The organism is Streptomyces sp. NPDC048389, assembly GCF_040706335.1.
Taxonomy (GTDB): Bacteria; Actinomycetota; Actinomycetes; order Streptomycetales; family Streptomycetaceae; genus Streptomyces.
Genome location: NZ_JBEZKP010000019.1, coordinates 1 through 24,046 on the forward strand (window position 1 = coordinate 1; position 24,046 = coordinate 24,046).

The 24,046-nt window shown below is 70.3% G+C and carries 20 protein-coding genes, 1 pseudogene and 1 riboswitch; of the genes and pseudogenes, 9 read left to right on the plus strand and 12 right to left on the minus strand.

Annotated elements, in window-relative coordinates; genetic code table 11:
- Positions 1-264: 264 nt before the first annotated feature.
- The 3 genes from AB0903_RS15815 to AB0903_RS15825 all read left to right on the plus strand — a co-directional run bounded on the left by AB0903_RS15815 (position 265) and on the right by AB0903_RS15825 (position 2,338).
- Positions 265-690 (plus strand): hypothetical protein, encoded by a 426-nt coding sequence (locus tag AB0903_RS15815; protein WP_366703042.1) that lies wholly within the window; start codon positions 265-267, stop codon positions 688-690.
- A 102-nt stretch (positions 691-792) separates the two neighbouring features.
- The gene (locus tag AB0903_RS15820) at positions 793-1,761 is read left to right on the plus strand and encodes a diacylglycerol kinase family protein (RefSeq protein ID WP_366703044.1); all 969 of its coding nucleotides are present in this window, start codon (positions 793-795) and stop codon (positions 1,759-1,761) included.
- A 319-nt stretch (positions 1,762-2,080) separates the two neighbouring features.
- Positions 2,081-2,338, plus strand: a complete 258-nt coding sequence (locus AB0903_RS15825; RefSeq protein WP_003953983.1) for a WhiB family transcriptional regulator — start codon at positions 2,081-2,083, stop codon at positions 2,336-2,338.
- A 225-nt stretch (positions 2,339-2,563) separates the two neighbouring features.
- Here AB0903_RS15825 and AB0903_RS15830 read toward each other — a convergent pair whose 3' ends face one another.
- From AB0903_RS15830 to AB0903_RS15855, 6 genes and pseudogenes are all read right to left on the minus strand, one after another.
- The gene (locus AB0903_RS15830; protein WP_366703203.1) at positions 2,564-4,039 is read right to left on the minus strand and encodes a PAS domain-containing sensor histidine kinase; all 1,476 of its coding nucleotides are present in this window, start codon (positions 4,037-4,039) and stop codon (positions 2,564-2,566) included.
- Between the two features lie 410 nt (positions 4,040-4,449).
- Positions 4,450-4,899: pseudogene (locus AB0903_RS15835) on the minus strand (SIS domain-containing protein); the annotation flags it as partial.
- A 94-nt stretch (positions 4,900-4,993) separates the two neighbouring features.
- On the minus strand, positions 4,994-6,529 hold the full coding sequence (locus tag AB0903_RS15840; RefSeq protein ID WP_366703046.1) for a glycoside hydrolase family 3 N-terminal domain-containing protein: 1,536 nt from the start codon (positions 6,527-6,529) through the stop codon (positions 4,994-4,996).
- Between the two features lie 9 nt (positions 6,530-6,538).
- Positions 6,539-7,453, minus strand: coding sequence for a carbohydrate ABC transporter permease (locus AB0903_RS15845; RefSeq protein WP_366703048.1), 915 nt, complete (start codon positions 7,451-7,453; stop codon positions 6,539-6,541).
- Entirely contained in the window at positions 7,450-8,460 is a 1,011-nt protein-coding gene (locus tag AB0903_RS15850; RefSeq protein ID WP_366703050.1) for a sugar ABC transporter permease, read from the minus strand. The genes AB0903_RS15845 and AB0903_RS15850 overlap by 4 nt, the downstream gene beginning before the upstream one ends.
- A gap of 124 nt (positions 8,461-8,584) precedes the next feature.
- Positions 8,585-9,889 carry a sugar ABC transporter substrate-binding protein gene (locus tag AB0903_RS15855; RefSeq protein WP_366703052.1) on the minus strand — a complete coding sequence of 435 codons (1,305 nt, stop codon included), beginning with the start codon at positions 9,887-9,889 and terminating at the stop codon, positions 8,585-8,587.
- A gap of 512 nt (positions 9,890-10,401) precedes the next feature.
- On the opposite strand from AB0903_RS15855, the gene AB0903_RS15860 reads away from it, so the two are divergent.
- The 4 genes from AB0903_RS15860 to AB0903_RS15875 all read left to right on the plus strand — a co-directional run bounded on the left by AB0903_RS15860 (position 10,402) and on the right by AB0903_RS15875 (position 13,846).
- Positions 10,402-11,166, plus strand: a complete 765-nt coding sequence (locus AB0903_RS15860; protein WP_366703054.1) for a GntR family transcriptional regulator — start codon at positions 10,402-10,404, stop codon at positions 11,164-11,166.
- A 177-nt stretch (positions 11,167-11,343) separates the two neighbouring features.
- A complete protein-coding gene (locus AB0903_RS15865; protein ID WP_366703056.1) occupies positions 11,344-11,625 on the plus strand; it encodes a DUF3311 domain-containing protein in 282 nt (93 codons plus the stop codon).
- Positions 11,622-13,256 carry a monocarboxylate uptake permease MctP gene (gene mctP / locus AB0903_RS15870; RefSeq protein WP_366703058.1) on the plus strand — a complete coding sequence of 545 codons (1,635 nt, stop codon included), beginning with the start codon at positions 11,622-11,624 and terminating at the stop codon, positions 13,254-13,256. The genes AB0903_RS15865 and mctP overlap by 4 nt, the downstream gene beginning before the upstream one ends.
- Positions 13,257-13,345: 89 nt before the next feature.
- Positions 13,346-13,846 (plus strand): GNAT family N-acetyltransferase, encoded by a 501-nt coding sequence (locus AB0903_RS15875; protein WP_366703060.1) that lies wholly within the window; start codon positions 13,346-13,348, stop codon positions 13,844-13,846.
- A gap of 52 nt (positions 13,847-13,898) precedes the next feature.
- On the opposite strand, the gene AB0903_RS15880 is transcribed toward AB0903_RS15875, so the two are convergent.
- Entirely contained in the window at positions 13,899-14,483 is a 585-nt protein-coding gene (locus AB0903_RS15880) for a Uma2 family endonuclease (RefSeq protein ID WP_366703062.1), read from the minus strand.
- Between the two features lie 111 nt (positions 14,484-14,594).
- Positions 14,595-14,726, plus strand: a riboswitch (cobalamin riboswitch).
- A 132-nt stretch (positions 14,727-14,858) separates the two neighbouring features.
- Between AB0903_RS15880 and AB0903_RS15885 the strand changes: the two genes are divergently transcribed.
- Together AB0903_RS15885 and AB0903_RS15890 are read left to right on the plus strand one after the other, a co-directional pair.
- Positions 14,859-17,219 carry a ribonucleoside-diphosphate reductase subunit alpha gene (locus tag AB0903_RS15885; protein ID WP_366703064.1) on the plus strand — a complete coding sequence of 787 codons (2,361 nt, stop codon included), beginning with the start codon at positions 14,859-14,861 and terminating at the stop codon, positions 17,217-17,219.
- Positions 17,219-18,247 carry a ribonucleotide-diphosphate reductase subunit beta gene (locus AB0903_RS15890; RefSeq protein ID WP_366703066.1) on the plus strand — a complete coding sequence of 343 codons (1,029 nt, stop codon included), beginning with the start codon at positions 17,219-17,221 and terminating at the stop codon, positions 18,245-18,247. Before AB0903_RS15885 ends, AB0903_RS15890 begins: the two co-directional genes overlap by 1 nt.
- Before the next feature lie 80 nt (positions 18,248-18,327).
- On the opposite strand, the gene AB0903_RS15895 is transcribed toward AB0903_RS15890, so the two are convergent.
- The 5 genes from AB0903_RS15895 to AB0903_RS15915 form a co-directional block, all read right to left on the minus strand.
- Positions 18,328-19,065: a D-Ala-D-Ala carboxypeptidase family metallohydrolase gene (locus tag AB0903_RS15895; protein ID WP_366703068.1), complete on the minus strand. Its 738-nt coding sequence runs from the start codon at positions 19,063-19,065 to the stop codon at positions 18,328-18,330.
- Positions 19,066-19,244: 179 nt separating this feature from the next.
- The gene (gene def, locus AB0903_RS15900; protein WP_366703070.1) at positions 19,245-19,880 is read right to left on the minus strand and encodes a peptide deformylase; all 636 of its coding nucleotides are present in this window, start codon (positions 19,878-19,880) and stop codon (positions 19,245-19,247) included.
- 83 nt (positions 19,881-19,963) lie between these two features.
- On the minus strand, positions 19,964-20,944 hold the full coding sequence (locus AB0903_RS15905) for a hypothetical protein (RefSeq protein WP_366703205.1): 981 nt from the start codon (positions 20,942-20,944) through the stop codon (positions 19,964-19,966).
- A gap of 145 nt (positions 20,945-21,089) precedes the next feature.
- Positions 21,090-22,310, minus strand: a complete 1,221-nt coding sequence (locus tag AB0903_RS15910) for an HD domain-containing protein (RefSeq protein ID WP_366703072.1) — start codon at positions 22,308-22,310, stop codon at positions 21,090-21,092.
- Between the two features lie 85 nt (positions 22,311-22,395).
- Entirely contained in the window at positions 22,396-23,835 is a 1,440-nt protein-coding gene (locus tag AB0903_RS15915) for an HD-GYP domain-containing protein (RefSeq protein WP_366703074.1), read from the minus strand.
- Positions 23,836-24,046 lie beyond the last annotated feature (211 nt).

Below are 24,046 nucleotides of genomic sequence, written 5' to 3' on the forward strand. Positions count from 1 at the left end.
CCGCGCGCAGCGCGGTGAGGAAAGCCATTCCGGACACCCCCCTCCGGAGGCCCCGCCCCCCGCCACCCACCACCAACACAGCCACCACCCCCGGGGCCGGCGCGCCCCCGACCCGGAGCCGGACGCCCCGACCGCAGCCGCCACCGACCGGCAGAGGCGTACCACCCCGACCGCGTCCGCCCCGCCCCGCCCGTGACTGGCGCCACCCGTCGACCCGGGCCACCGCCGGCAGGGGCGCTCACCTGCGGCCGCTACCCTGCTGAGGTGAGCAGTGACGACCGGACCACCCGCACCGACCACCCTTCGCGGCCGCCCCGCCTGACCGCGGCGGCCGCGGTGTGCGCCGCCGAGGGGCTGGCGCTGATCGCAGGTGGCGTGTACATGCTCGTGATGGGGCTGATGGGGCGGTCCGACAGCGCCTCCCAGGCGGAAATGGGCGGCCTGACGCTGATGGCGCTCGGCGCGATCCCGCTGGCGGCCGCGCGAGGGCTGCTCCGGCTGCGCGGCTGGAGCCGCGGGCCCGCGATCATCACCCAGCTGATCGCGCTGATCCCGGCGTGGACACTGCTGCGCGCGTCGGGCGCGCTGATCCCGCTGGGTTTGGTGCTGGCTGCGGTCGCGGTGACGGGCCTGGTGCTGCTGGTGAACCCGACGACGGCGGAGGCGCTGGGCATTCGCGGCCGCGCGTAGTGCCGGACCGGCCCACCGCCAGGCACCCACCGCCGGGCACCCTGGGCCGGGCCCGTAAACCCGGGCTGGGCCAGGTACCCCCCAGTAGGTACGCTGCATCGCATGCGCGCACTTCTCGTGGTCAATCCGGCAGCAACCACCACCAGTGCACGCACACGCGACGTGCTGATCCACGCGCTCGCGAGCGAGATGAAAATCGAGGCGGTCACGACGGAGTACCGCGGCCACGCCCGCGACCTCGGCCGCCGCGCCGCGGAGTCCAGCGACATCGACCTCGTCGTCGCCCTCGGCGGCGACGGCACCGTCAACGAGGTCGTGAACGGACTGCTCCACAACGGCCCCGATCCCGACGGCCTTCCCCGGCTCGCCGTCGTGCCGGGCGGCTCCACGAACGTGTTCGCCCGTGCCCTCGGGCTGCCGAACGACGCCGTCGAGGCGACCGGCGCGATCCTGGACGCCCTGCGCGACCGCACCGAGCAGACGGTCGGCCTCGGGCACGCGGCCGGCGTCCCCGGAACCGAGGACGAGGGTGTCCCGCCGCGCTGGTTCACCTTCTGCGCCGGGCTCGGCTTCGACGCCGGTGTCGTCGGCCGGGTCGAACAGCACCGAGAACGCGGCAAGCGTTCGACGCACTCGCTCTACGTCCGTCAGGTGCTGCGCCAGTTCCTGGACGACCCGCACCGCCGGCATGGAACGATCACCCTGGAGCGGCCCGGGGCGGACCCCGTCGCGGGCCTGGTGCTGTCGATAGTCTGTAACACGTCCCCCTGGACCTACCTGGGCAATCGCCCGGTGTACGCGTCCCCGAAGGCTTCCTTCGACACGGCTCTGGACGTGCTCGGGCTGTCGAAGATGTCGACCCCCGCCGTGGCCCGTTACGGGAGCCAGTTGCTCACCTCGAGCCCGGAGCGCGGACCGCGCGGAAAGCACGCGCTCACACTTCACGACCAGACCGACTTCACCTTGCATTCAAAGGTGCCGCTGCCCTTCCAGATGGACGGTGACCACCTCGGGCTCCGTACGAGCGTGGCGTTCACAGGCGTACGCCGTGCACTGCGTGTGATTGTGTGACCAGAAGGACCGAAAGTCCTTTATCTCGAACGTATGGGCTGCGGTCCACCCCATAGAAGTACGGCTGTGACCTAGTCGACACCGAGGAATCAAAAAAAACTTTCCGGAAGGGGTTGTATCCGCCGCCGAGGTTTGCGAATCTCTACATGGCGATCGGGACGGCCCGCAACATCGGCCCCACAGACCGCCGGAACCCCTTCCACGAATCCAGGACCCAACGCCGGGCAACTGGCGATCAGCCCTTCCCTCGCGGAGGGATTCGTGAAAGCGTTCACATTCACAAGCAACTTGAACGTAATACCAAGGAGAGGTAGCAGCCATGGACTGGCGTCACAACGCCGTTTGCCGCGAGGAAGACCCCGAGCTCTTCTTCCCCATCGGCAACACCGGTCCTGCGCTGCTGCAGATCGAGGAAGCCAAGGCCGTCTGCCGTCGCTGCCCCGTCATGGAGCAGTGCCTGCAGTGGGCGCTCGAGTCCGGCCAGGACTCCGGCGTCTGGGGTGGCCTCAGCGAGGACGAGCGCCGCGCGATGAAGCGCCGTGCCGCCCGCAACCGGGCGCGTAACGCCAGCGCCTGACGCCACCCCGCGGACCTGACGGCCTCCGCCGGCGGCGCGTACAGAGAGTACGCACTCACCGCCTTCGAGCCGCAGCGCGCAGTACCCCGATGCGCATCGCACACGCGAGCAACGTGAGCTTCGAGCCTCGGACCGTTTCACACGGTCCGGGGCTCTTCGCTGTGCATGCCTTGCCCCGCCGACGAAGAAGAAGCGCGACGAACAGGCGCGCCGGCGCCGGGCGGCTCAGCGCTTGTCGGGCACGGGGACGTCCAGCACGACCCGGGTGCCGCGCCCCGGCGCCGGGACCGGGAGCATGTCGAAGGTTCCGCCCAACTCCCCCTCGACCAGGGTCCGGACGATCTGGAGCCCCAGATTTCCGGCCCGCTGCGGGTCGAAGCCCTCCGGCAGACCGGCCCCGTCGTCCTGGACCGCGATCAGCAGGCGGGAGCCCTGTGCGCGCGTCTCGCCACGGACCGCCGCGACCTCCACCGAGCCCGACTCCCCCTGTGCGAAGCCGTGCTCGAGGGCGTTCTGCAGCACCTCGGTGAGGACCATGGACAGGGGCGTGGCGACCTCGGCGTCGAGAATGCCGAAACGGCCGGTGCGCCGGCAGTCGACCTTGCCCGGTGAGATCTCCGCCACCATCGCGATCACCCGGTCCGCGATGTCGTCGAACTCCACCCGCTCGTCCAGATTCTGGGACAGCGTCTCATGCACGATCGCGATGGAACCGACGCGCCGCACCGCCTCGTCGAGAGCTTCGCGGCCTCGTACGGAGTCCATCCGGCGCGACTGGAGGCGCAACAGGGCGGCGACCGTCTGGAGGTTGTTCTTCACGCGGTGGTGGATCTCCCGGATGGTCGCGTCCTTGGTGATCAACTCGCGCTCACGGCGGCGGAGTTCGGTCACGTCCCGCAGCAGCACGAGCGAGCCGATCCGCACACCCTTGGGCTTGAGCGGGATCGCCCGCAGCTGGATGACGCCGCCGTTGCCCTCGACCTCCGTCTCGCGCGGTGCGTAGCCGCTGGCGATCTTGGCCAGGGCCTCGTCGACCGGCCCGCGGGAGGGCGCGAGTTCGGCGGTGAGCCGGCCCAGGTGCTGGCCGACGAGGTCGGAGGCGAGACCGAGCCGGTGGTAGGCGGAGAGGCCGTTGGGGCTGGCGTACTGGACGATGCCGTCCGCGTCGAGACGGATGAGCCCGTCCCCGGCACGCGGGGAGGAGTCCATCTCGACCTGCTCGTCAGGGAAGGGAAACGTTCCGGCAGCGATCATCTGCGCAAGGTCGGAGGCGGACTGGAGGTAGGTGAGCTCCAGCCGTGAGGGGGTGCGCACGGTGAGCAGATTGGTGTTGCGGGCGATGACACCGAGGACCCGGCCCTCCCGGCGGACGGGGATCGACTCGACCCGTACCGGCACCTCCTCCCGCCATTCGGGGTCGCCCTCACGCACGATCCGGCCCTCGTCCAGCGCGGCGTCCAGCAGCGGGCGCCGGCCGCGTGGGACGAGGTGGCCGACCATGTCGTCCTGGTAGGAGGTGGGACCCGTGTTGGGCCGCATCTGGGCGACGGAGACGTACCGCGTGCCGTCGCGGGTGGGGACCCACAGGACGAGGTCGGCGAAGGAGAGGTCGGAGAGCAGCTGCCACTCCGAGACCAGCAGATGGAGCCACTCGAGGTCGGTCTCACTCAGAGCGGTGTGCTGGCGGACGAGGTCGTTCATGGAGGGCACGTCAGCGAGGGTACCCGCGGGCCGCGGCGCCGTGACGGGACCCTCGACCCGTCCGGCACCGCAGCCCGGAGTTGCGCGGCCGAAGGGTGTGCGGTCCCGGTCGGCCGTATGGAGGTCTCGGCGCAGTCAGGGCAGAGAGCGCCGGCGACCTCGTTCCACCCTCCTGTGCGGGGAGGGCGGAAGCTTGTGCAAACTCATTGTGGACTAGACCATTCAGGGCTGTCCATGCTCCGCCGAGTTTAGTTCCGCCACCATACTTATGAATCGGCGAAGTATGAAGCCGCGCCCCGTACCGGTGCGTGCACGACGGGCGGGCCCCTCGTCACACCCGCCCGTCGCGATCACGGTCCCCCGCCGTACGGCTCCGCGCCCCCGGGCCCGTGGACGGGGCCCTACCGGGTCTCCGTCACCTTCGCCAGCGCCCTCGGCGCGTCCGGGTTGTTGGTGACCGCCAGGGTGACCGCGCCCGCCTCCCGCGCCGCCCGCGTGGAGGCCACCACGTCGGGCGAACCGCCCGACTGGCTGACGGTGATCACCAGGACGTCACGCAGCGAGGGACGCGCGCCATAGGCGGTGGTGGTGGACATGGACGTCAGCCCGCAGGGCAGACCGAGCCGGATCTCGATCAGGTACTTCGCGTAGAGCGCGGCGTGGTCGGAGGTGCCGCGGGCCGTCAGCAGGACGAACCGCGGCCCCTTCGCCGCGATCGCCGCGGTGACCTGGCGGATCCTCGGCGCACCCTCGTCGAGGATGCGCCGCAGGACCGCCGGCTGCTGCGCCGTCTCGCCGGACATGATCCGGCCCGGGTACTCCTCGTGCTCGTCGCGGCCGGACGAAGTGATGGCGGACATACCGGTTGCCTTCAGGGGGCGCTCCAGGGTGCCGGTGCCGGGGCTTCCCGGCACACGCCCGGCACCGCACGGTCGGCGTCGGTCGCGCCCGGCCTCATCCGCCGGTGACGACCTCCGCGGCGGCGCGTCCGCAGACGCGGGCGGCGCCATGGGTCGCGATGTGCAGGGCCCCCGCGGGTGCCGCCCGGTTCAGGCCCATCTCGACGACGACCGTGTCGGGACGGGCCGCGAGAAGCGCGTCGAGGGCGTCCGCCATCCACGGATGGCGGTGGACGTCGCGCAGTACGGCGACGATCCTACGGTCCGCCGCCGCCACCAGCACATGTGACACCATATTGGGCGTATCGACGTCATCGGTGTAGGTGCCGGCCCGGGTGCCGGGCAGCAGGGCGGCCAGCTCCGCGGCCACACCCCACGGCGTCTCGTCACCGACGGCGATGTTGGCGGCCGCGGCGAAGGAGGCGACGTACGGCGCCTCTGTGACCGGCTCGTAGGGCTGCTCACCGACGGTGACCCGCACCGCGCGGCGCGCCGCGACCAGGCCGATCTCCCGGTCGGAGCCGGGCGCGGTCCCCTCCTCCGAAGCCGCGCCCGGCTCTGCTGCAGCCCCCCTGGCCCGGCGCGTCCAGTCCGCGAGGGCGCGCACCCGCGCCGCCGCGTCGGCCAGCCGCTCCTCGGGCAGGTCGCCCTTGCGCACCGCATCGACCAGCGCGTCGCGCAGCCGCAGTACGGTCTCCTCGTCGGCCAGGCCGCCACCCACGCAGATCGCGTCGGCTCCGGCGGCGATCGCGAGGACCGAGCCGCGCTCGATGCCGTACGTGGACGAGATGGCCTGCATCTCCATGCCGTCCGTGACGATCAGGCCCTGGTATCCCAGCTCTTCGCGCAGCAGGCCGGTGAGGATCTGCGGGCTCAGCGTCGCGGGACGGTCGGGATCGAGCGCGGGCAGCAGGATATGCGCACTCATGACCGCTTTGGAACCCGCGGCGATGGCCGCGCGGAAAGGTGCCAGTTCACGGGCGTGCAGTGTGTGCAGGTCCACATCGATCCGGGGCAGCGCGTGGTGCGAGTCCACGTTGGTGTCGCCGTGTCCGGGGAAGTGCTTGGTGCAGGCCGCCACGCCGGCGGCCTGAAGCCCCTCGACATAGGCGACGGTGTGCCGGGCGGCGAGCGCGGTGTCGGCACCGAACGACCGCACACCGATGACCGGATTGTCCGGGTTGGAGTTGACGTCGGCGGACGGCGCCCAGTTGAGGTCCACCCCGCACTCGGCGAGTCTGCGCCCCAGTTCGTTCGCCACGGCGCGGGTGAGCTCCACGTCGTCCACGAGGCCCAGCGCGTAGTTGCCGGGGAACGAGGAGCCGTGGGCCACCTCGAGCCGGGTGACGTCACCGCCCTCCTCGTCGATGGCCACGAGGACGTCGTCCCGTTCCGCGCGCAGCCGCGCGGTGAGGGCGGCCAGCTGGCCGGGGGAGGTGATGTTGCGGCCGAACAGGCCGACGGACGAGAGCCCTTCGCCGATCCGCCTCAGCACCCAGTCCGGGGGGCTGGTGCCGACGAAACCGGGCTGCAGGACGGTGAGCGCGTCGCGGGTCAGGGTGCCTGCCGCTCCGCGTACCAGAGTCGTCATGAGGTGGCGTTATCCCTTCACGGCGCCGGAAGTGAGGCCCGCGGCCATCTTCTTCTGGATGATCATGAAGAAGACCACGACGGGCAGGGCGATGAGGGTGGAGGCGGCCATCAGCGCGCCGTAGTCCGTACCGCGCTCGGTGGTGAACGTCATCAGCCACACGTTGAGCGTGTACTTGGAGTTGTCGTTGATCAGGATGTACGCGAAGAGGTACTCGTTCCACGCGTTGACCAGCGCGAAGATCGACGCGGCGGCCAGTCCGGGGGCGAGCAGCGGGAAGATGACCCGGCGGAAGGCCCCCATGCGGGTACAGCCGTCGACCATCGCCGACTCCTCGAGCTCCACCGGGATGTTCACCACGAAGCCCCGGATCATGACGACCGCGAAGGGCAGGGTGGACACCAGGTAGACGACGATGAGGCCCCAGTACTCGTCCAGCCCGCCGATCGCGTTCAGCTGGGCGTAGATGGGGATGAGCATCGCGGTCGGCGGCAGCATCTGGACCAGGATCAGCACCATCAGCAGCGCCTTGCGGCCGAAGAAGCGGAAGCGGCCGATGGCGAGGGCCGCGAGTGTCGCGATGATCATGCCGCCGACGACGGCGGTGACCGACACGATGAGGCTCGACTGGACCGCGGTCGCGAAGTTCTCCTGCTTCACCGCGCGGGCGAAGTTGTCGAAGGTGAGCGACGAGGGCCACAGCGTCTGGTCGTAGGACCGGATCTCGTGGTTGGGGCGCAGGGAACTGACGACGAGCCAGTAGACCGGAAAGGCCATCAGCACCGCGGCCAGCAGGCCGATGATGTCGTAGTGCCAGCGGGTCCGCCTGCGGTCCGGCCGCAGTTCCTGCTTCGGCCCCTGACGCGGCGTCCGGTCGAGGTCCTGCCGGCCGCCGGCCTGGGAGGGAGCGGTGGAGGTGCTCATTCGACCTCTCCTGTCTTCATCAGCTGACGCAGGTAGTACACGGCCACACCGGACAGCATCAGGACGGTGATCAGGGCGATCGCGGTGCCCTGGCTGAACGAGGTCGACTCGAACGCCTTGGAGAAGGAGTAGAGGCCGAGAGTCTCGTACTCCGGTTCCGGCTTGTTGCCGCGCAGCAGCCAGATCTGGCCGAAGACGTTGAAGTCCCAGATCACCGAGAGGGTGGCGACCATGGTGAAGACCGGGCGGATGACCGGCCAGGTGACGAACCGGAACACGGCGGGCGCGTTCGCCCCGTCGAGGGAGGCGGCCTCCTCCAGCTCCTTGGGCACCTGGGTGAGGGCCGCGTACAGCGTGATCACGACGAACGGGATGGCACCCCAGATGACCAGCAGGGAGATGATCGCGAAGCCCTGCTTCGGGTCGAGGAACCAGTTGTGGCCCAGGAAGTCCTCACCGGCGACCTTGGCGATCAGGGTGTTGATGAGGCCGTAGTCGGAGTCGGAGAGCCAGCGGAAGATCGACGCGGCGACCATCAGCGGCATGGACCACGCGGCGACCAGCGCAGCCGTCAGGACCAGCCGCACCCAGGTGGTCAGCCGGCTCATCAGCAGGGCGAGCAGCAGACCGACGGCCATGGTGAGCGTCACGCAGACGGTCATGAAGACGACCGTGCGGCCCGTGACCGACCAGAACTCGGAGTCGCCGAGGATGTTGGTGAACTGCTCGAAGCCGACCCAGGGCGGCGACTGGCCCGTCCACAGCTCCTTGCGGCCCATGTCCTGGAAGGACATGATCACGGTCTTGGCCAGCGGGAAGGCGTAGACCGCGGCGATCGCGACCAGTGCCGGGAGTATCAGCAGATACGGAAGGAGCGCGCCCTTCTTCCGCTTCTTCCGACGGGAGTCTGGACCCCCCTTGTCGAGGACGGGCGAGGCGCCCGTTCCTTCCGGGGCACGTGGTACGGGTACCGGCGGGCCGGCGGCCTGGGTGTCGGCGGCAGTCACGTGGCTGACCTTCCGTTTCTTCTTCTGCACCGAAAAGGGCGGGGGCGAGGCCGCGTGGTGCGGGGCCCCGCCACCGCCGAGCCTGCGGGCCCCGAGGCGGCACCGCGCCCCGGGGCCCCGGGGCTCAGGACTCCTGGTTGATCAGCTCGTTGATCTTCTCGTCGGCCGCCTTGGTGGCCTTCTCCACGGAGTCACCCTTGAGGATGGCCAGGAGCATGTTCTCCAGGACCTCCTCCTTCTCGATCGAGGTCCACCCCGGGGCGATCGGGGTGAACCACGCGTCCGGCACCGCGTTGGCGATCGGAGCGGTCTCCGGCTTCGCCTTCAGCGGCTCCAGTTGCTTGGTGTTGTTCGGAAGGATGTTCTTGGAGGTGAGCACCTCCATGGACTTCTCGCTCGTGAAGAGGGAGATCCACTCCTGGGCGAGGTCCGTGACCTTGGACTTGTTGACCACCGCGAGGTCGGAGCCGCCGATGAAGGAGGGCAGCGCCTTGCCGTTCGGTCCGGGCATACCGGCCGTGGCGATCTTGCCCTCGAGCTTCGGGTTGCCGTTGTTCTCACCGTCGACGACGGAGCCGGACTCCCAGCCGTTGCCGTAGATGAGGGCCGCCTTCTCGTTGGCCATCACATTGGCGTGGTCCTGCTCGTCCTTGGTCAGGTCGGCCTTGTTGTACTTCTTGACCAGGTTGATGAAGTGCTCGATGCCCTTCTGGGCCTCGGGCGAGGACAGCGCGGCCTTCCACTCCTTCGAGCCCTCGTCGTACTCGGCGATCTTTCCGTCGTAGGCGGCGACGTACGACATGGCGGCGTACCAGTAGCGGCCCGGCAGGTAGAGGGACGAGAAGCGCTTGTCCTTCTTGCCGTACTCGGCCGTGACCTGGTCCATCGCCTTGAGGAGCTCGTCCTCTGTCTCGGGCAGCTTCTCGGTGCCCGCGCCCTTCTTGAGCATGTCGGTGTTGTAGATGGCGACCCGGGCACCGGCGTAGTAGGGCACGCAGAACTGCTTGCCCTCGAAGGTGCAGGTGTCCTTCAGACCCTGGATCCAGGTGTCGGAGTTGTCGTACTTCTTCGGGTCGATCTCCGCGAGCGCCCCGTTGAGGATGTACTGCATCGTCTCGGTGTTGCCGAGTTCGACGACGTCCGGGAACTTGTCGCCGCCCAGAGCCGTGTCGAGCTTCTTCGCCTTGTCCGCCCACTGCTGGTACTGGACGTCGACCTTCACACCCGGGTACTTCTTGTTGAACTGGGCGTTGACATCCTTGACCAGCTCGGGCCAGGTGCTCTGGGCGTCCACCATCAGCCAGACGGTGAGCGTCTCCTTGCGGTCCTTGGGGTCCGCGGAGGTGTTGTCACCCCCGTCGGATCCACACGCCGCGACCGAGGCCATCATGGCCGCCGCACCAACCGCTGCTATGAGCTTGCGCTTCACGCCACCCTCCTCAAAGGGATGCAAGAGTTGCCCCCCCACCACCCGGGAGTCGCGCTGCACTTGACGGACACGCGCCGAGATTCTGCCCTGGGGCCGGGACCTGGCCCTTAATGGTTTAGACCAGTACCGGGAGCTTGGCCTAGACCTTTAGGGGTGTCAAGGGTGTATAAGAAGGGCTGTCGTGTCCGTTATCGGACCGACACCTGAGGGAGGACGACGTCCCGTGACCGGTCCGTGCCACCATGTGAGCCGCCAGATCCTGTCCGGCCGATCAGGCCGGGCCGGCGTGGGGGTTCCCCCACGCCGGGTCTGGTGCGTGCGATCGCAAGGCGGAGGATCGAGTCGACGCGGAGCATCGGCAGCCGACGCCGACGCGGCGTGGGGGCACCTCCCGCGCCGAAGGCTGCGGGGAGTGCGTGCCGGGGCACGCGAGCCCGGCAGGATCGGCCGGACAGGGCCTGGAGACGGAGGAGCCGGTGACGGCAGGAGCACAGCAGTCGGGAAGGCGGGCCATGACCACGGACGGGGGCGGCACCGAGGCCGAGGGCGGGGCACAGGCGCGTACCGCGCGCGTGCCCAAGTACTACCGGCTCAAGCGCCACTTGCTGGACATGACGGAGACCCTGCCGCCCGGCACCCCCGTGCCACCGGAGCGGACGCTGGCCGCGGAGTTCGACACCTCGCGCACCACGGTCCGCCAGGCGCTCCAGGAGCTGGTCGTGGAGGGCCGGCTCGAACGCATCCAGGGCAAGGGCACGTTCGTCGCCAAGCCCAAGGTCTCGCAGGCGCTGCAGCTCACCTCGTACACCGAGGACATGCGCGCACAGGGCCTGGAGCCCACGTCTCAACTGCTGGACATCGGATACGTCACAGCCGACGACACCCTGGCCGGACTGCTGGACATCGCGGCGGGCGGGCGGGTGCTGCGCATCGAGCGGCTTCGGCTGGCCAGCGGCGAGCCGATGGCCATCGAGACCACGCATCTGTCGGCCAAGCGCTTCCCGGCGCTGCGCCGCAGCCTGGTCAAGTACGCCTCCCTCTACACGGCACTGGCCGAGGTGTACGACGTCCATCTCGCGGAGGCCGAGGAGACGATCGAGACCTCGCTCGCCACGCCGCGTGAGGCGGGCCTGCTCGGCACGGACGTGGGCCTGCCGATGCTGATGCTCTCGCGCCACTCGCTGGACGCCCGCGGCGAGCCCGTGGAGTGGGTCCGCTCGGTCTACCGGGGCGACCGCTACAAGTTCGTGGCGCGACTCCAGCGGCCGAACGGCTGACCCGCAGAACACCCCGACGTACATGGCGCCGCAACGTGTTGCGGCGCCATGTCATGTTTTGCGCCCCGCAGCAGCAAGTTTTTGCCGTACCGATATACGGACCGGGGGTGACTGCACGAGAACGGCTCGCCTAGATTTCGTGCGCATTACAAGTGACCAGTGAGGGGACGGAGTCGCATGTCAGCAGTGCCCGATGCGCCCGACGCGCCACAAGCGCCCGAGGCGAAACAGCCGGTCGTCACACCGGTGCGCGTGATCATCGCCCTCTGCCTCTTCGCACCCTTCGTGGCGATGCTCTGGGTCGGTTCCTATGCCAGGGTCGATCCGACCTTCATCGGCATGCCGTTCTTCTACTGGTACCAGATGCTCTGGGTGCTGATCTCGACGGCCCTGACGATGGTCGCCTACAAGCTGTGGCAGCGTGACCAGCGCGGCCGCAAGGGGGGTGCGTCGCAGTGAAGGACGGCGTGAACGGCGTCGCACTCGCCGTCTTCATCCTCTTCTTCGTGGCCGTCACGGTCATGGGCTTCCTGGCCGCGCGCTGGCGCAAGGCCGCGAACGAGAACACCCTCGACGAATGGGGCCTCGGCGGCCGCTCGTTCGGCACCTGGGTGACCTGGTTCCTGCTCGGCGGCGACCTGTACACCGCGTACACCTTCGTAGCCGTACCGGCGGCCATCTACGCGGCGGGCGCGGCCGGCTTCTTCGCCGTCCCGTACACGATCCTCGTCTACCCCCTGATCTTCACCTTCCTGCCGCGGCTCTGGTCGGTGTCGCACAAGCACGGGTACGTGACGACCTCCGACTTCGTCCGCGGCCGGTACGGCTCCAGGGGCCTGTCCCTGGCGGTCGCGCTGACCGGCCTCCTCGCCACGATGCCGTACATCGCGCTCCAACTGGTCGGCATCCAGGCCGTGCTCGACGTGATGGGCGTCGGCGGCGGCGAGACCACCAACTGGTTCGTCAAGGACCTGCCGCTGCTGATCGCCTTCGGTGTGCTCGCGGCCTACACGTACTCCTCCGGACTGCGCGCACCGGCGCTGATCGCGTTCGTCAAGGACACCCTGATCTACGTCGTCATCGCGGTGGCGATCATCTACATCCCGATCAAACTGGGCGGCTTCGACCAGATCTTCGCCGCGGCCGAGGAGAAGTTCTCACAGGTCAACGAGGCGACGGGGAAGCCCACCGGATCGCTGGTGCCCGGCGACGTGGCCCACTGGGGTTACGCCACCCTGGCGTTCGGCTCCGCGCTGGCGCTCTTCATGTACCCGCACTCCATCACGGCGACACTGTCCTCGCGCAGCCGCGAGGTGATCCGCCGCAACACCACGATCCTGCCGCTGTACTCGGTGATGCTCGGGCTGCTGGCGCTGCTCGGTTTCATGGCGATCGCGGCCGGGGTGGACGTCAAGAACGGCCAACTGGCCATCCCGCAGCTGTTCGAGAACATGTTCCCCGACTGGTTCGCGGGCGTCGCCTTCGCCGCCATCGGCATCGGCGCACTGGTCCCCGCGGCCATCATGTCGATCGCCGCGGCCAACCTGTTCACCAGGAACATCTACAAGGACTTCATCCGGCCCGACGCGACCCCGGCACAGGAGACCAAGGTCTCCAAGCTGGTCTCGCTGCTGGTGAAGGTGGGAGCCCTGGTCTTCGTCCTCACCATGGACAAGACCGTGGCGATCAACTTCCAGCTGCTGGGCGGCATCTGGATCCTGCAGACCTTCCCGGCGCTGGTGGGCGGCCTGTTCACCCGCTGGTTCCACCGCTGGGCGCTGATCGGCGGCTGGGCGGTCGGCATGCTCTACGGCACGATCAGCGCCTACAACGTCGCCGGCCCGACCCAGAAGCACTTCGGCGGCTCGTCGGCCGTGATCCCGGGCATCGGCGAGATCGGCTACATCGGTCTGACCGCGTTCGTGCTGAACGTCGTCGTGACCGTCGTCCTCACCTTCGTCATGCGGGCGGCCAAGGCTCCCGACGGCATCGACGAGACCAGCCCGTCCGACTACACCGCGGACGCCGGCGACCCCGGCGTCAAGGTCGAGCTCCCGCCGGCCACGGCGGGCGCACCCGGCGGTCACTGACCGGTCGCGCACCGAGGGCCGTCGCCTCTCCCCCGGGAGAAAGAGAAATGCGGCGGCCCTTCGCCGTGCGCTGATGCACACTGCCGGACATGGACATCACGATCAGGAGAATCGAACCCGAGGAGCACGTGGCGCTCGGCCGGTTGACCGCCCACGCGTACCTCGACGGCGGGCTGCTGGACCTGGGCGAGGACGACCCGTATCTGGAGGTGCTGCGTGACGTCGCGAGCCGGGACGCGCACGCCGAGGTCCACGTCGCGGTCGACGAACGGAACACGCTGCTCGGCGGGGTGACCTTCGTCCCGGCCGCCGGCCCGTTCGCCGACATCGCGGGCCCCGGCGAGGCCGAGTTCCGGATGCTCGCCGTGGACGCGGGGGCACGCGGCCGCGGCGCCGGAGAGGCACTGGTGCGCACCTGCGTGGAGCGGGCGCGGGCTGTTCCGGGGTGCGTACGGCTGGTGCTGTCGACGCAGCCGATGATGTACGCGGCGCACCGCCTCTACGACCGGCTCGGCTTCGTCCGCACCCCGGAACGCGACTGGTCGCCGATCCCGGCGGTCCCGCTGCTGACGTACGCGCTGGAACTCTGACGGGCGGCCCCGCCCGGGCTCGCGCGGAGCAGGACCGCCCGTCGTCCACCGCTCAGTGCACCCAGTCCTTGAGCTGCTCGGTCGCCAGCGTGATGTCCACCGGGGCGGGCAGTGTGACGTCCTTGCCGAACGGGACCGTGCGGGCGTTCTCGTAGCGCACGCCGTCGGGCTCGCTGAAGACCGTCACCTCGCGGCTGTCCCGGTCGATCAGCAGGTACACCGGGATGCCCGTCTGGGCGTAGGCACGCGGCTTCTCCACCCGGTCGCGCCCGTCGGTGTCCGAGTCGTAGGAGATCACATGCACCACCATGAGCACCTGGTCGGGCTCCGCCCACTCGCCCTGCCCGACGAAAGTGCCGCTGGGGGCGAGCGAGCCGTCCGGCCGGGCCCTGCCCTTCCGGTACTCCTGGACCTTGAGCCCTTGGTCGGGGTGCAGCCACAGCTCCGGACGCGACTGCATGCAGATGCGCGTCAGCCACTGAATGATGCGCCCGTGATCCCCGTCCGGCACCGCTTTGCTCCTGAGCTTCCCGTCGATCAGTTCCAGGCGCACGCCCTCGGTCGTGCGGGCCAGTATGCGGAAAGCCTCGTCGAAGTCTTCGGTGTCCAGGTGCGGGCGATCGGTGGTCACGGTCATGAACCCTCCCTTCACCGACCACGATAGCGGGGCTCCCACTCCCGGGCGCGGGAATCGACTTCCGACCCGCAGACACAACATGTGGGGGTGGGCGCTCAGACCCGCCCCCACATGTATGCTCATCTCGCTGTCGCCGCAGGGGAATCCGGTGAGAATCCGGAACTGTCCCGCAACGGTGTGATCCGGTGCGCACTGCCGTACCCGTGACGAGTCCGACGACCTGCCGGCAGCGCATCCGGTTCGACCGATCCGGATGCCCAGACGTCCGGGCCTCGCGGATGGGCCGGTGGACGCCGTGCGCCGTGCTGCCCAGGTACGCGCCGCCACGGCCCCCGCCTCCCCGCCGGCCCAGAACCGAGTGAGGGAGAGCACCACATGACGATCGCGCCGGCCGATCCGGTTTCAGCGACGCGGCAGGACGGCCCCGGGACCGCGCTGCTGCGGCTCCTGACGGACCTCACGGCCGACCTGGCCGACACCGACCCGGGCAGGGTCGCCGCTGCCGCGCTGCGCGGCCGGCACGCCGGGTCCGACGAGGCCGAACTGCGCTCCCTCGCCACCGACGCCGCCGCCGGCCTCATCTCCGAGGACCCCGCCTACTCCCGGCTCGCCGCCCGTCTGCTCACCCGCACGATCGCGGAGGAGGCCGCCGGGCAGGGTGCGGTGTGCTTTTCCGCCTCGGTCGCCGTCGGACACCGCGAGGGCCTGATCGCCGACCGCACGGCCTCGTTCGTCGGCCTGCACACGGACCGGCTCGACGCGCTGATCGACCCCGAGGGCGACGACCGGTTCGGCTACTTCGGTCTGCGCACGCTCTACAGCCGCTATCTGCTGCGGCACCCGGTCACGCGCCAGGTGATCGAGACGCCCCAGCACTTCATCCTGCGCGTCGCGTCCGGTCTCGCGGAGGACGACAGCTCCCGCTCGGTGGACGAGGTGGCCGCGCTGTACCGGCTGATGAGCCGGCTCGACTACCTGCCCTCCTCCCCCACCCTCTTCAACTCCGGCACCCGCCACCCGCAGATGTCGTCCTGCTATCTGCTGGACTCGCCGCTCGACGAACTGGACTCGATCTACGACCGGTACCACCAGATCGCCCGCCTCTCCAAGCACGCCGGCGGCATCGGCCTCTCGTACTCCCGCATCCGCGCCCGCGGTTCACTCATCCGCGGAACCAACGGGCACTCCAACGGGATCGTCCCGTTCCTGAAGACCCTCGACGCCTCCGTCGCCGCGGTGAACCAGGGCGGCCGCCGCAAGGGGGCCGCCGCGATCTACCTGGAGACCTGGCACGCGGACATCGAGGAGTTCCTGGAGCTGCGCGACAACACCGGCGAGGACGCCCGCCGTACACACAACCTGAACCTCGCGCACTGGGTCCCCGACGAGTTCATGCGCCGCGTCGAGGCGGACACCGAGTGGTCGCTGTTCTCCCCCGCCGACGTGCCCGAGCTGGTCGACCTGTGGGGCGACGAGTTCGACGCCGCGTACCACCGGGCGGAGGCCGCCGGGCTGGCCCGCAAGGCGGTCCCGGCCCGTGAGCTGTACGGCCGGATGATGCGGACCCTCGCCCAGACCGGCAACGGCTGGATGACCTTCAAGGACGCCGCCAACCGCACCGCGAACCAGACCGCGGAACCGGGCCGGGTCGTCCACTCCTCCAACCTGTGCACCGAGATCCTCGAGGTCACGAACGACGGCGAGACGGCCGTCTGCAACCTGGGTTCGGTGAACCTGGGGGCGTTCGTCACCGAAGGAGCCGGCGGCGACGGCATCGACTGGGAGCGGCTGGACGAGACCGTCCGCACGGCGGTGACCTTCCTCGACCGGGTCGTCGACATCAACTTCTACCCGACCGAGCAGGCCGGCCGGTCCAACGCCCGGTGGCGCCCGGTGGGCCTGGGCACGATGGGCCTGCAGGACGTCTTCTTCAAGCTGCGGCTGCCCTTCGACTCCCCCGAGGCGAAAGCCCTGTCGACCCGGATCGCCGAGCGGATCATGCTCGCGGCCTACGAGGCGTCCTGCGACCTCGCCGAGCGCAACGGCCCCCTGCCGGCCTGGGCCGAGACCCGCACGGCGCGCGGCGTACTGCACCCCGACCACTACGGCACCACGCTCACCTGGCCCGAGCGCTGGGAGGCGCTGCGCGCCCGGATCGCAGATGTCGGCATGCGCAACTCCCTGCTGCTCGCCATCGCACCGACCGCCACCATCGCCTCGATCGCCGGTGTGTACGAGTGCATCGAGCCCCAGGTGTCCAACCTCTTCAAGCGCGAGACCCTCAGCGGCGAGTTCCTCCAGGTCAACTCCTACCTGGTGGACGAGTTGAAGAAGCTCGGCGTGTGGGACGCGCAGACCCGTGAGGCCCTGCGCGAGGCGAACGGCTCGGTGCAGGGCTTCGGCTGGGTCCCGGCCGACGTCCGCGCCCTGTACCGCACGGCCTGGGAGATCCCGCAGCGCGGTCTGATCGACATGGCTGCGGCCCGTACCCCGTTCCTGGACCAGAGCCAGTCGCTGAACCTGTTCCTCGAGACGCCGACCATCGGCAAGCTCAGCTCGATGTACGCGTACGCCTGGAAGCAGGGTCTGAAGACCACCTACTACCTGCGCTCGCGCCCGGCGACCCGCATCGCCCGCGCCGCGTCCGCGACCGTGCCCGTCCCCGCGCAGGCGACCCCCGAAGAGGCCGTCGCCTGCTCCCTGGAGAACCCCGAGTCCTGCGAGGCATGCCAGTGATGAGCTCCACCGACACCGCCGCACCCGTCAAGAACCTGCTCGACCCGGGCTTCGAACTCACCCTCCGCCCCATGCGCTACCCGGATTTCTACGAGCGCTACCGGGACGCCATCAAGAACACCTGGCACGTGGAGGAGGTCGACCTCCACTCCGACGTCACCGACCTGGCCAAACTCACCCCCGGTGAGCAGCATCTGATCGGCCGGCTGGTCGCGTTCTTCGCGACGGGCGACTCGATCGTCGCGAACAACCTGGTGCTCACCCTCTACAAGCACATCAACTCCCCGGAGGCGCGGCTGTATCTGTCGCGCCAGCTGTTCGAGGAGGCCGTGCACGTCCAGTTCTACCTGACGCTGCTGGACACCTATCTGCCCGACCCGGACGACCGGGCCGCCGCGTTCGCCGCCGTCGAGAACATCCCGTCGATCCGCGAGAAGGCACAGTTCTGCTTCCGCTGGATGGACTCCGTGGAGAAGATCGACCGGCTGGAGACCAGGGCCGACCGCCGCCGCTTCCTGCTCAACCTGATCTGCTTCGCGGCCTGCATCGAGGGCCTCTTCTTCTACGGGGCGTTCGCCTACGTCTACTGGTTCCGCTCGCGAGGACTGCTGCACGGTCTGGCCACCGGCACCAACTGGGTGTTCCGTGACGAGACGATGCACATGAACTTCGCCTTCGAGGTCGTGGACACCGTCCGCAAGGAGGAGCCGGACCTCTTCGACGACGAGCTGAACCGGCAGGTCACCGACATGCTCCAGGAGGCCGTCGAGGCCGAGCTGCAGTTCGGCCGCGACCTGTGCGGGGACGGCCTGCCGGGCATGAACACGGAGTCGATGCGCGAGTACCTCCAGTGCGTCGCCGACCAGCGCCTCACCCGGCTCGGTTTCGCCCCGGTCTACGGATCCGAGAACCCGTTCTCCTTCATGGAGCTGCAGGGCGTCCAGGAGCTGACGAACTTCTTCGAGCGCCGCCCGTCCGCCTACCAGGTGGCCGTGGAGGGATCGGTGGACCTCGACGAGGACTTCTGATCCGGCGCCCGTCGCTGATCCGGCGCCCGTCACCGCGGCCCGCACCTCTCACGGGGGAGGTGCGGGCCGCGGTGGTGCGGTCAGATCCCGCAGCTGGACGCGGACCAGTAGCGGCTGGACCGGTGGTCGAGGTGGGTGTGGTCGTTGTGGCCCGGGTAGCCGGGGCCGAGGATGCCGTTGAACCCGTGGTGGCGGGCCTGCTGGGCCAGCTTGCACAGGGAGTGCGATCCCGCGCCGAGGTCGACGCCGTCGCCGTACAGATGACGGCTGCCGGAGGCCCCGCCCACCGCGCTGTTGCAGGCGTAGGAGCGGAAGCCGCTGGTGACCCTGATGGGCTGGTCGCCCAGCGCGTGCCGCATCGCCTCCAGCTTCCACATGGCGCGCAGGGCGTTGGCCTTGGCGGTGGCGGCGCTGACCGCACCGCCGGACCAGGTGGAGTTGCACCGGTTGAGTTCGGCGTAGCTGAAGTGGGCGGGGGTGCAGTCGCTGTCCTGCAGGGCGTAGATCTTGCTGAAGGTGGCCGGGCCGGCCACTCCGTCGGCGGACAGGCCGTAGGCGGCCTGGAAGCGCTTGACCGCGGCAGCGGTGGCGGGGCCGTACTGCCCGTCGACGGCGAGGACACCGCCGTAGCCGGGGTATCCGCCGACGCGGATCTGCAGTTCCCTGACATCCGACCCCGAGGAGCCCTGAGAGAGGGTGCGGGACCACGTGTAGCAGGAGTCGGCCTGCGCGGTGCCGGCCGTCGCCATGACACCGGCCGTCGTTGCAGCCATAAACATGACAATAGATACCAGGAGTCGGGCCGTACGTCTCAGCATCGGACCTCCGTGCCGTGAGGGCGGTACTGGCGGAATCGGATAGCAGGGCAGAGCTTGTCGTGGCGGTCAACGCGCGTCAACACCCCCTGAGCGGCCGTCATTTGTCGGCCCAATGACGGCACGGCGACAGCGAGGGGCCCCGCCCGGACGAGCGGGGCCCGGCTGCCGGAGCGCGGAGGTCAGTCGTTCGGGACGACCGCGTAGCGCGGAGTGCCCTCGGCCATCTGCTTCAGCGCGTCCCTGCGCTCGCGCTTCGAGAGCCGGTCGATGTACAGGTACCCGTACAGATGGTCGGTCTCGTGCTGCAGGCAGCGGGCGAAGTAGCCCGTGCCGCGCACCTTGATCGGATTGCCCTGCGCGTCCCGGCCGCGCACGACCGCGTAGTCGGGGCGGGCCAGCGAGGCGTACGCCGTCGGCACGGACAGGCAGCCCTCGTTCGAGTCGTCGAGGACGCGCTGCTCGGGCGCCAGCTCCTCCAGAACCGGGTTGCAGACGACACCGGTGTGCCGCACACCCTCGTCGTCCGGGCAGTCGTACACGAAGACCTTCAGGTCCACACCGATCTGGTTGGCGGCCAGGCCGACGCCCTCCGCCGCCTTCTGGCTGGCGAACATGTCGTCGATGAGGGCCGCCAGCTTGTCGTCGAACTCGGTGACGTCCTTGCACTCCTTGTGGAGCACCGGGTTGCCCACGACCGTGATCGGACGCGCGGTGCCACGCTCGCGGTACTCCCGCTCGCGCTCCTCGCAGTTCTCCGTGTCCACGACAAAACCGTCGTTGACCTGCTCGTCCGTCTCCTGCTGCTGCGACGCCATGTCAGCTTCTGCGCCCTTCTCAGTACCCGATCCCCGGCCCGATGCCCGGTCACTTACGCGTCCGTACAGCCTACGGGCAGGCGTCAGCAGACTTCCTCGAGATCCCGCCACTCACGGGAGTCCGGACTGTCGGCCACCCAGCCGTCCAGCAGACCCCGCACCAGACCGGCGGGGGCCGCTATGCCGCACTCGCGCTCCGGCGACCAGAGGTCCCCGCCCGTACGGTGCCCCAGCGGACCCGGGTGGCCCGGCTCGCTGTGATCGTGCGGGTCGAGGTGCTCGCCCTCGCCCTCCGCGCTGGGCATACTCCCCTCGGAACAGGCCCGGCACAGCAGCCGCACGGAGGAGGACCAGTCCTCCGCGGCGAAACCGGCATCCGCCGCGAGCCGCTCCAGGGCGTCCCGGTCGACCTCGGTCGCCGCCTCCAGCAGCACCACCCACGTCGGCACCGGAGACGGTGCCCAGAGCTCGATCTCGTCGAAGACCGGGAACGCCGGCCCCGCGCTGGTGGTGCGCTCGCCGTTCGGAACACCGTCGTGCAGCACGACCTCGCCCCAGCGGCGACCGGACGACGGCAGCGGGACGGACAGCACCTCCATCCGGGCCGGGTCGAGCCTGCGGCCCCAGACCACCTCGGCCTCGCCCTCCGGCGAGAGCCGCACGGCGGCGCTGCCCAGGTCCATGCCGACCGGCTCGCCGTTCGCCGCGGCCGCTCCTGGGACCTTCAGGCCGTACGCCTGCCACGCCCGGCGGGCCAGCGGCCAGTCCTGGAGGGCCGTGGCGGCGATGCCGACGTTCCACCAGTCGGGAGCGCCGGTCTCCTTGTCCAGCAGGGCGACCGCCCGCAGCCCCGCCGCGCGGGCCTGCTCCCAGTCGTGCCGGAACTTGTGCAGCAGCGCCAGATTGAACCAGGACTCCGAGAGCCATGGCTCCAGGTCCGCCGCCCGCGTCAGCAGCGCGCCCGCGTCCTCGTACCGGCCGTCGCCGATCAGCGTGAACGCGCGGTCCGTGGCCTGCCGCCAAGAGGCGGAAGGCCGATGCCGTACCTTCCCGAAGATCCTCACGATTCCCGCCTGCCGGTCGCTCGGGTCACTGCCCGGACGCATGACTGTGTGCCTGCTTACTGCCTTCTTTCGCATCCAATCATGCCCGGTCGCAGGCTCGCTCATTACCCATGGGTTACCCCGGTGGGACAAGGGTCAGACCGCCTCAGGCAAGCACTCTGCCGAGCACTCTGGCCAAGGATTCGACGACCTCGGGCTGGTAGTCGCGTCCCGTGCCCAGCCGCAGCTGTTCCAGCGCGGCCAGAGCTCCCCCCGCTCCTGCTCCGCTTCCCCCCGCCAGGTCGTCGTATGCGTTGACGGCGCGGACGATCCTGGCGGCGAGCGGCTGGTCCCGGTACGGGTCTGCCTGCTGCTCCACGACGGCGGCGACGGCCGCCGGTACCCCGGTCTGCCGGACCACCGCTCCGCCGAGCAGCGCGATCCGGCGCTGCTCGGCGGCCGGCAGCGAGGACGTGGCACCCTCCGGCACGGGATCGACGAGGGAGAGCTGGCCGATGTCGTGCATCAGCGCCGCGTGCTCCAGCAGCGTCAGCTCGGCTCCGGACAGCCCCATCTCACGCCCGACGGCCGTGCTGAGCGCCGCGACCCGGTGGGCGTGGCCGGGCCGGGTGTACCCGGCGACCTCGGTCGCGCGGGCGAGCGAGGCGATGGTCTGCCCGTAGGTGGCCCGCACGGCCGCGTACCGCCCGAGCGACAGCTGGGTCAGCAGCAGCGGTACGCAGAACACCGGCAGCGCCCACATCCCGGCGACCGCCACGGCGAGGGCCATGACCGCGCCCGTCGCACAGACCGCCGAGCCGATCCCCGGCAGCGCCCGCAGCTCGTCGCGCAGCAGCGGCCCGAAGGGATGGCCGGTGCGGGCGCGCATCAGGACGGCGGCCAGCACGGCGTCGCACAGGGCGGTCAGTAGCAGCAGCAGCGCCAGGAAGAGGGCGTAGCCGGATCCGTGGCCGAGCCGGCGCTCCAACTCGCCGGATCCGTAGAGCGGCTGGAAGCACACTGCGGCGAATCCGACGGTCATCACCCGCCGCGCCACATGGTCGAGTACCGGCCCCCGGCCCCGGGCGACCTGCGGTACGGCTCCGACCAGCGCACCGGCGACGACGACGGCCACCACCTGGAAGGCCCCGTGCCCGGTGCGCTCCCCCGCGCAATCACCGAGCAGCGCGTACGCCAGCGCGCCCGCGGCGCCCAGCGGCGCGGACTCCCTCCCCCCGGCTCCCGCGAGCAGGGGAGACTCCCCCGCCCTGCGTACGTTCCCCCACCGGGCGAGCTCGCCGACGGCGATGAAGACCCCGAAGGCGAGAGCGTTCCCGGGCTGCGCCACACCACGGGCCACCACCCACGCGAGTGCGGCCGCGGTCACGGCGGCGGCGGCCCCGTGGACGGCACGGACGACCACGGCGGGCCGAGGTGCCCGGAGGCCGTGCGACGCCGCGTACGCGGGCCGCTCACCCTGTCCGTAACCGATGCGAGGCCCCTGTCCCCGGCGTCTCGGGCATCCGTGGCGGGCCCGGGGGCACCGCCGTCTCGTCCGAGGTCACCGATGTCTGCCAACCGTGCCGTTCCAGCGCGCGCACCAGGGCTCGCACCATGACGGGGTCGAACTGCGCCCCCGCGCACCGCTCCAGTTCGGCCAGGGCGACCGGCACCGGCCGGGCCCGCCGGTAGGAGCGGGTGGACGTCATCGCGTCGAACGCGTCCGCCACCGCCACCACCCGGGCGTACTCGGGGATCTGGGCGCCCGCCAGCCCGTACGGGTAGCCGCTGCCGTCCATGCGTTCGTGGTGGTGCAGGATCGCGGCCCTGGCCTCTTTCAGGAAGCCGATACCGCGCACCATCTCGTGCCCGTACTCGGGATGCAGCTCGATCACCCGCCGCTCCGCCGGGGTCAGCGGCCCCTCCTTCCGCAGCACCCTCGTCGGCACGCCGAGCTTGCCCACGTCGTGCAGGATCCCGGCGAACCGGACGACCTCCAGTCGCTCCTCCGCCATGCCCAGCTCCCGGGCGATCAGCGCGGAGGCCCGGCCGACGCGTTCGCTGTGCCCGCGGGTGTACCGGTCCTTGATGTCGACGGCCTGCACCAGCGCGCGGATCGTCGCCTGGTGGGCGGCCCGCTCGCGGTGGTACTGGGCGAAGATCCAGCAGGAGATGTACATCGGCAGCAGCACCAGCAGGGCGGACAGCGGCCCGTACGGGCTCCCCCAGAGCACCGCCATCATCAGCCCGGCCAGACCGTGCACGCAGTACGGCGCCGGAGAGGCCGAGAAGTCCCGCCGCACCGTGCGGAGCGTGCCCCGCAGGCGGGGCACCGGCTCGGCGGTGGCGCGGATGCCCCCGTCGAGGACCGTCAGCAGCAGGCAGAAGACCAGCGCCCCGCCCAGCGCCGGCACCAGCGCGTACGGGAAGTCCGGTGCGCCCGGGGTCCGTTCACCGCCGAGCAGCAGATACGCGTGGGCGGCCGCCCAGGTCCCGAGGGCCAGCCGGGCCGCGCGCCAGACCCGCCGGGCACCGGCCGGCGGCCGGTCCACCGGTCCGAGCAGCGCGCCGGGCACCGGCACCAGCGCGGCAGCGGCGGGCGGCAGCAGGAACGCGGCGGCCAGCAGCACCGGGAAGAACGTGCCCGCCCCCACCGGAGCCGGGTCGTCGGGACGGCGGGACCTGTCCTCCTCCCGCGCCGCCGGCCGCAGGGGCAGGGCGGGCAGCTCGCATCCGGCGTACAGGACCGCGAGCAGCAGGACGCTCGTCCAGGGCACAGCGATGTCCGACGTGGCCGGAGCGAGGAGGGGGACGGCGGAGACGGGGACGGCCGTGACAGGGGCGGCTGCGGCAGCGGCGCACAGGACAGCGGCGGCGATGTAGCCGCGTGCCGCCGCAGGTATGGCCGTCACTTCTCGCACCCCCTTCGCAACTCGCCCGAAGCAGCGCCACGCTAGCGAGTCGAGAGGCGGGAGGGGCGAGTACGCCGCCCATTCGCACGTACGAGTGAACCGCCGACCGGACGCCCGGCGGCCGGACGACTGGCGGCGGAAGGCCGGGCAGCCCGACTACCGGCGGCGAAACACCCGGCGAACGCAGAAGGTGCGCCGCGGTGTCGCGACG

Coding starts and splice junctions, on each gene's coding strand:
- AB0903_RS15820 (WP_366703044.1), top strand. CDS start 793: ATGCGCGCACTTCTCGTGGTCAATCCGGCAGCAACCACCACCAGTGCA.
- AB0903_RS15825 (WP_003953983.1), top strand. CDS start 2,081: ATGGACTGGCGTCACAACGCCGTTTGCCGCGAGGAAGACCCCGAGCTC.
- AB0903_RS15830 (WP_366703203.1), bottom strand. CDS start 4,039: ATGAACGACCTCGTCCGCCAGCACACCGCTCTGAGTGAGACCGACCTC.
- AB0903_RS15840 (WP_366703046.1), bottom strand. CDS start 6,529: ATGACGACTCTGGTACGCGGAGCGGCAGGCACCCTGACCCGCGACGCG.
- AB0903_RS15845 (WP_366703048.1), bottom strand. CDS start 7,453: ATGAGCACCTCCACCGCTCCCTCCCAGGCCGGCGGCCGGCAGGACCTC.
- AB0903_RS15860 (WP_366703054.1), top strand. CDS start 10,402: ATGACCACGGACGGGGGCGGCACCGAGGCCGAGGGCGGGGCACAGGCG.
- AB0903_RS15865 (WP_366703056.1), top strand. CDS start 11,344: ATGTCAGCAGTGCCCGATGCGCCCGACGCGCCACAAGCGCCCGAGGCG.
- AB0903_RS15875 (WP_366703060.1), top strand. CDS start 13,346: ATGGACATCACGATCAGGAGAATCGAACCCGAGGAGCACGTGGCGCTC.
- AB0903_RS15880 (WP_366703062.1), bottom strand. CDS start 14,483: ATGACCGTGACCACCGATCGCCCGCACCTGGACACCGAAGACTTCGAC.
- AB0903_RS15885 (WP_366703064.1), top strand. CDS start 14,859: ATGACGATCGCGCCGGCCGATCCGGTTTCAGCGACGCGGCAGGACGGC.
- AB0903_RS15890 (WP_366703066.1), top strand. CDS start 17,219: ATGAGCTCCACCGACACCGCCGCACCCGTCAAGAACCTGCTCGACCCG.
- AB0903_RS15895 (WP_366703068.1), bottom strand. CDS start 19,065: ATGCTGAGACGTACGGCCCGACTCCTGGTATCTATTGTCATGTTTATG.
- def (WP_366703070.1), bottom strand. CDS start 19,880: ATGGCGTCGCAGCAGCAGGAGACGGACGAGCAGGTCAACGACGGTTTT.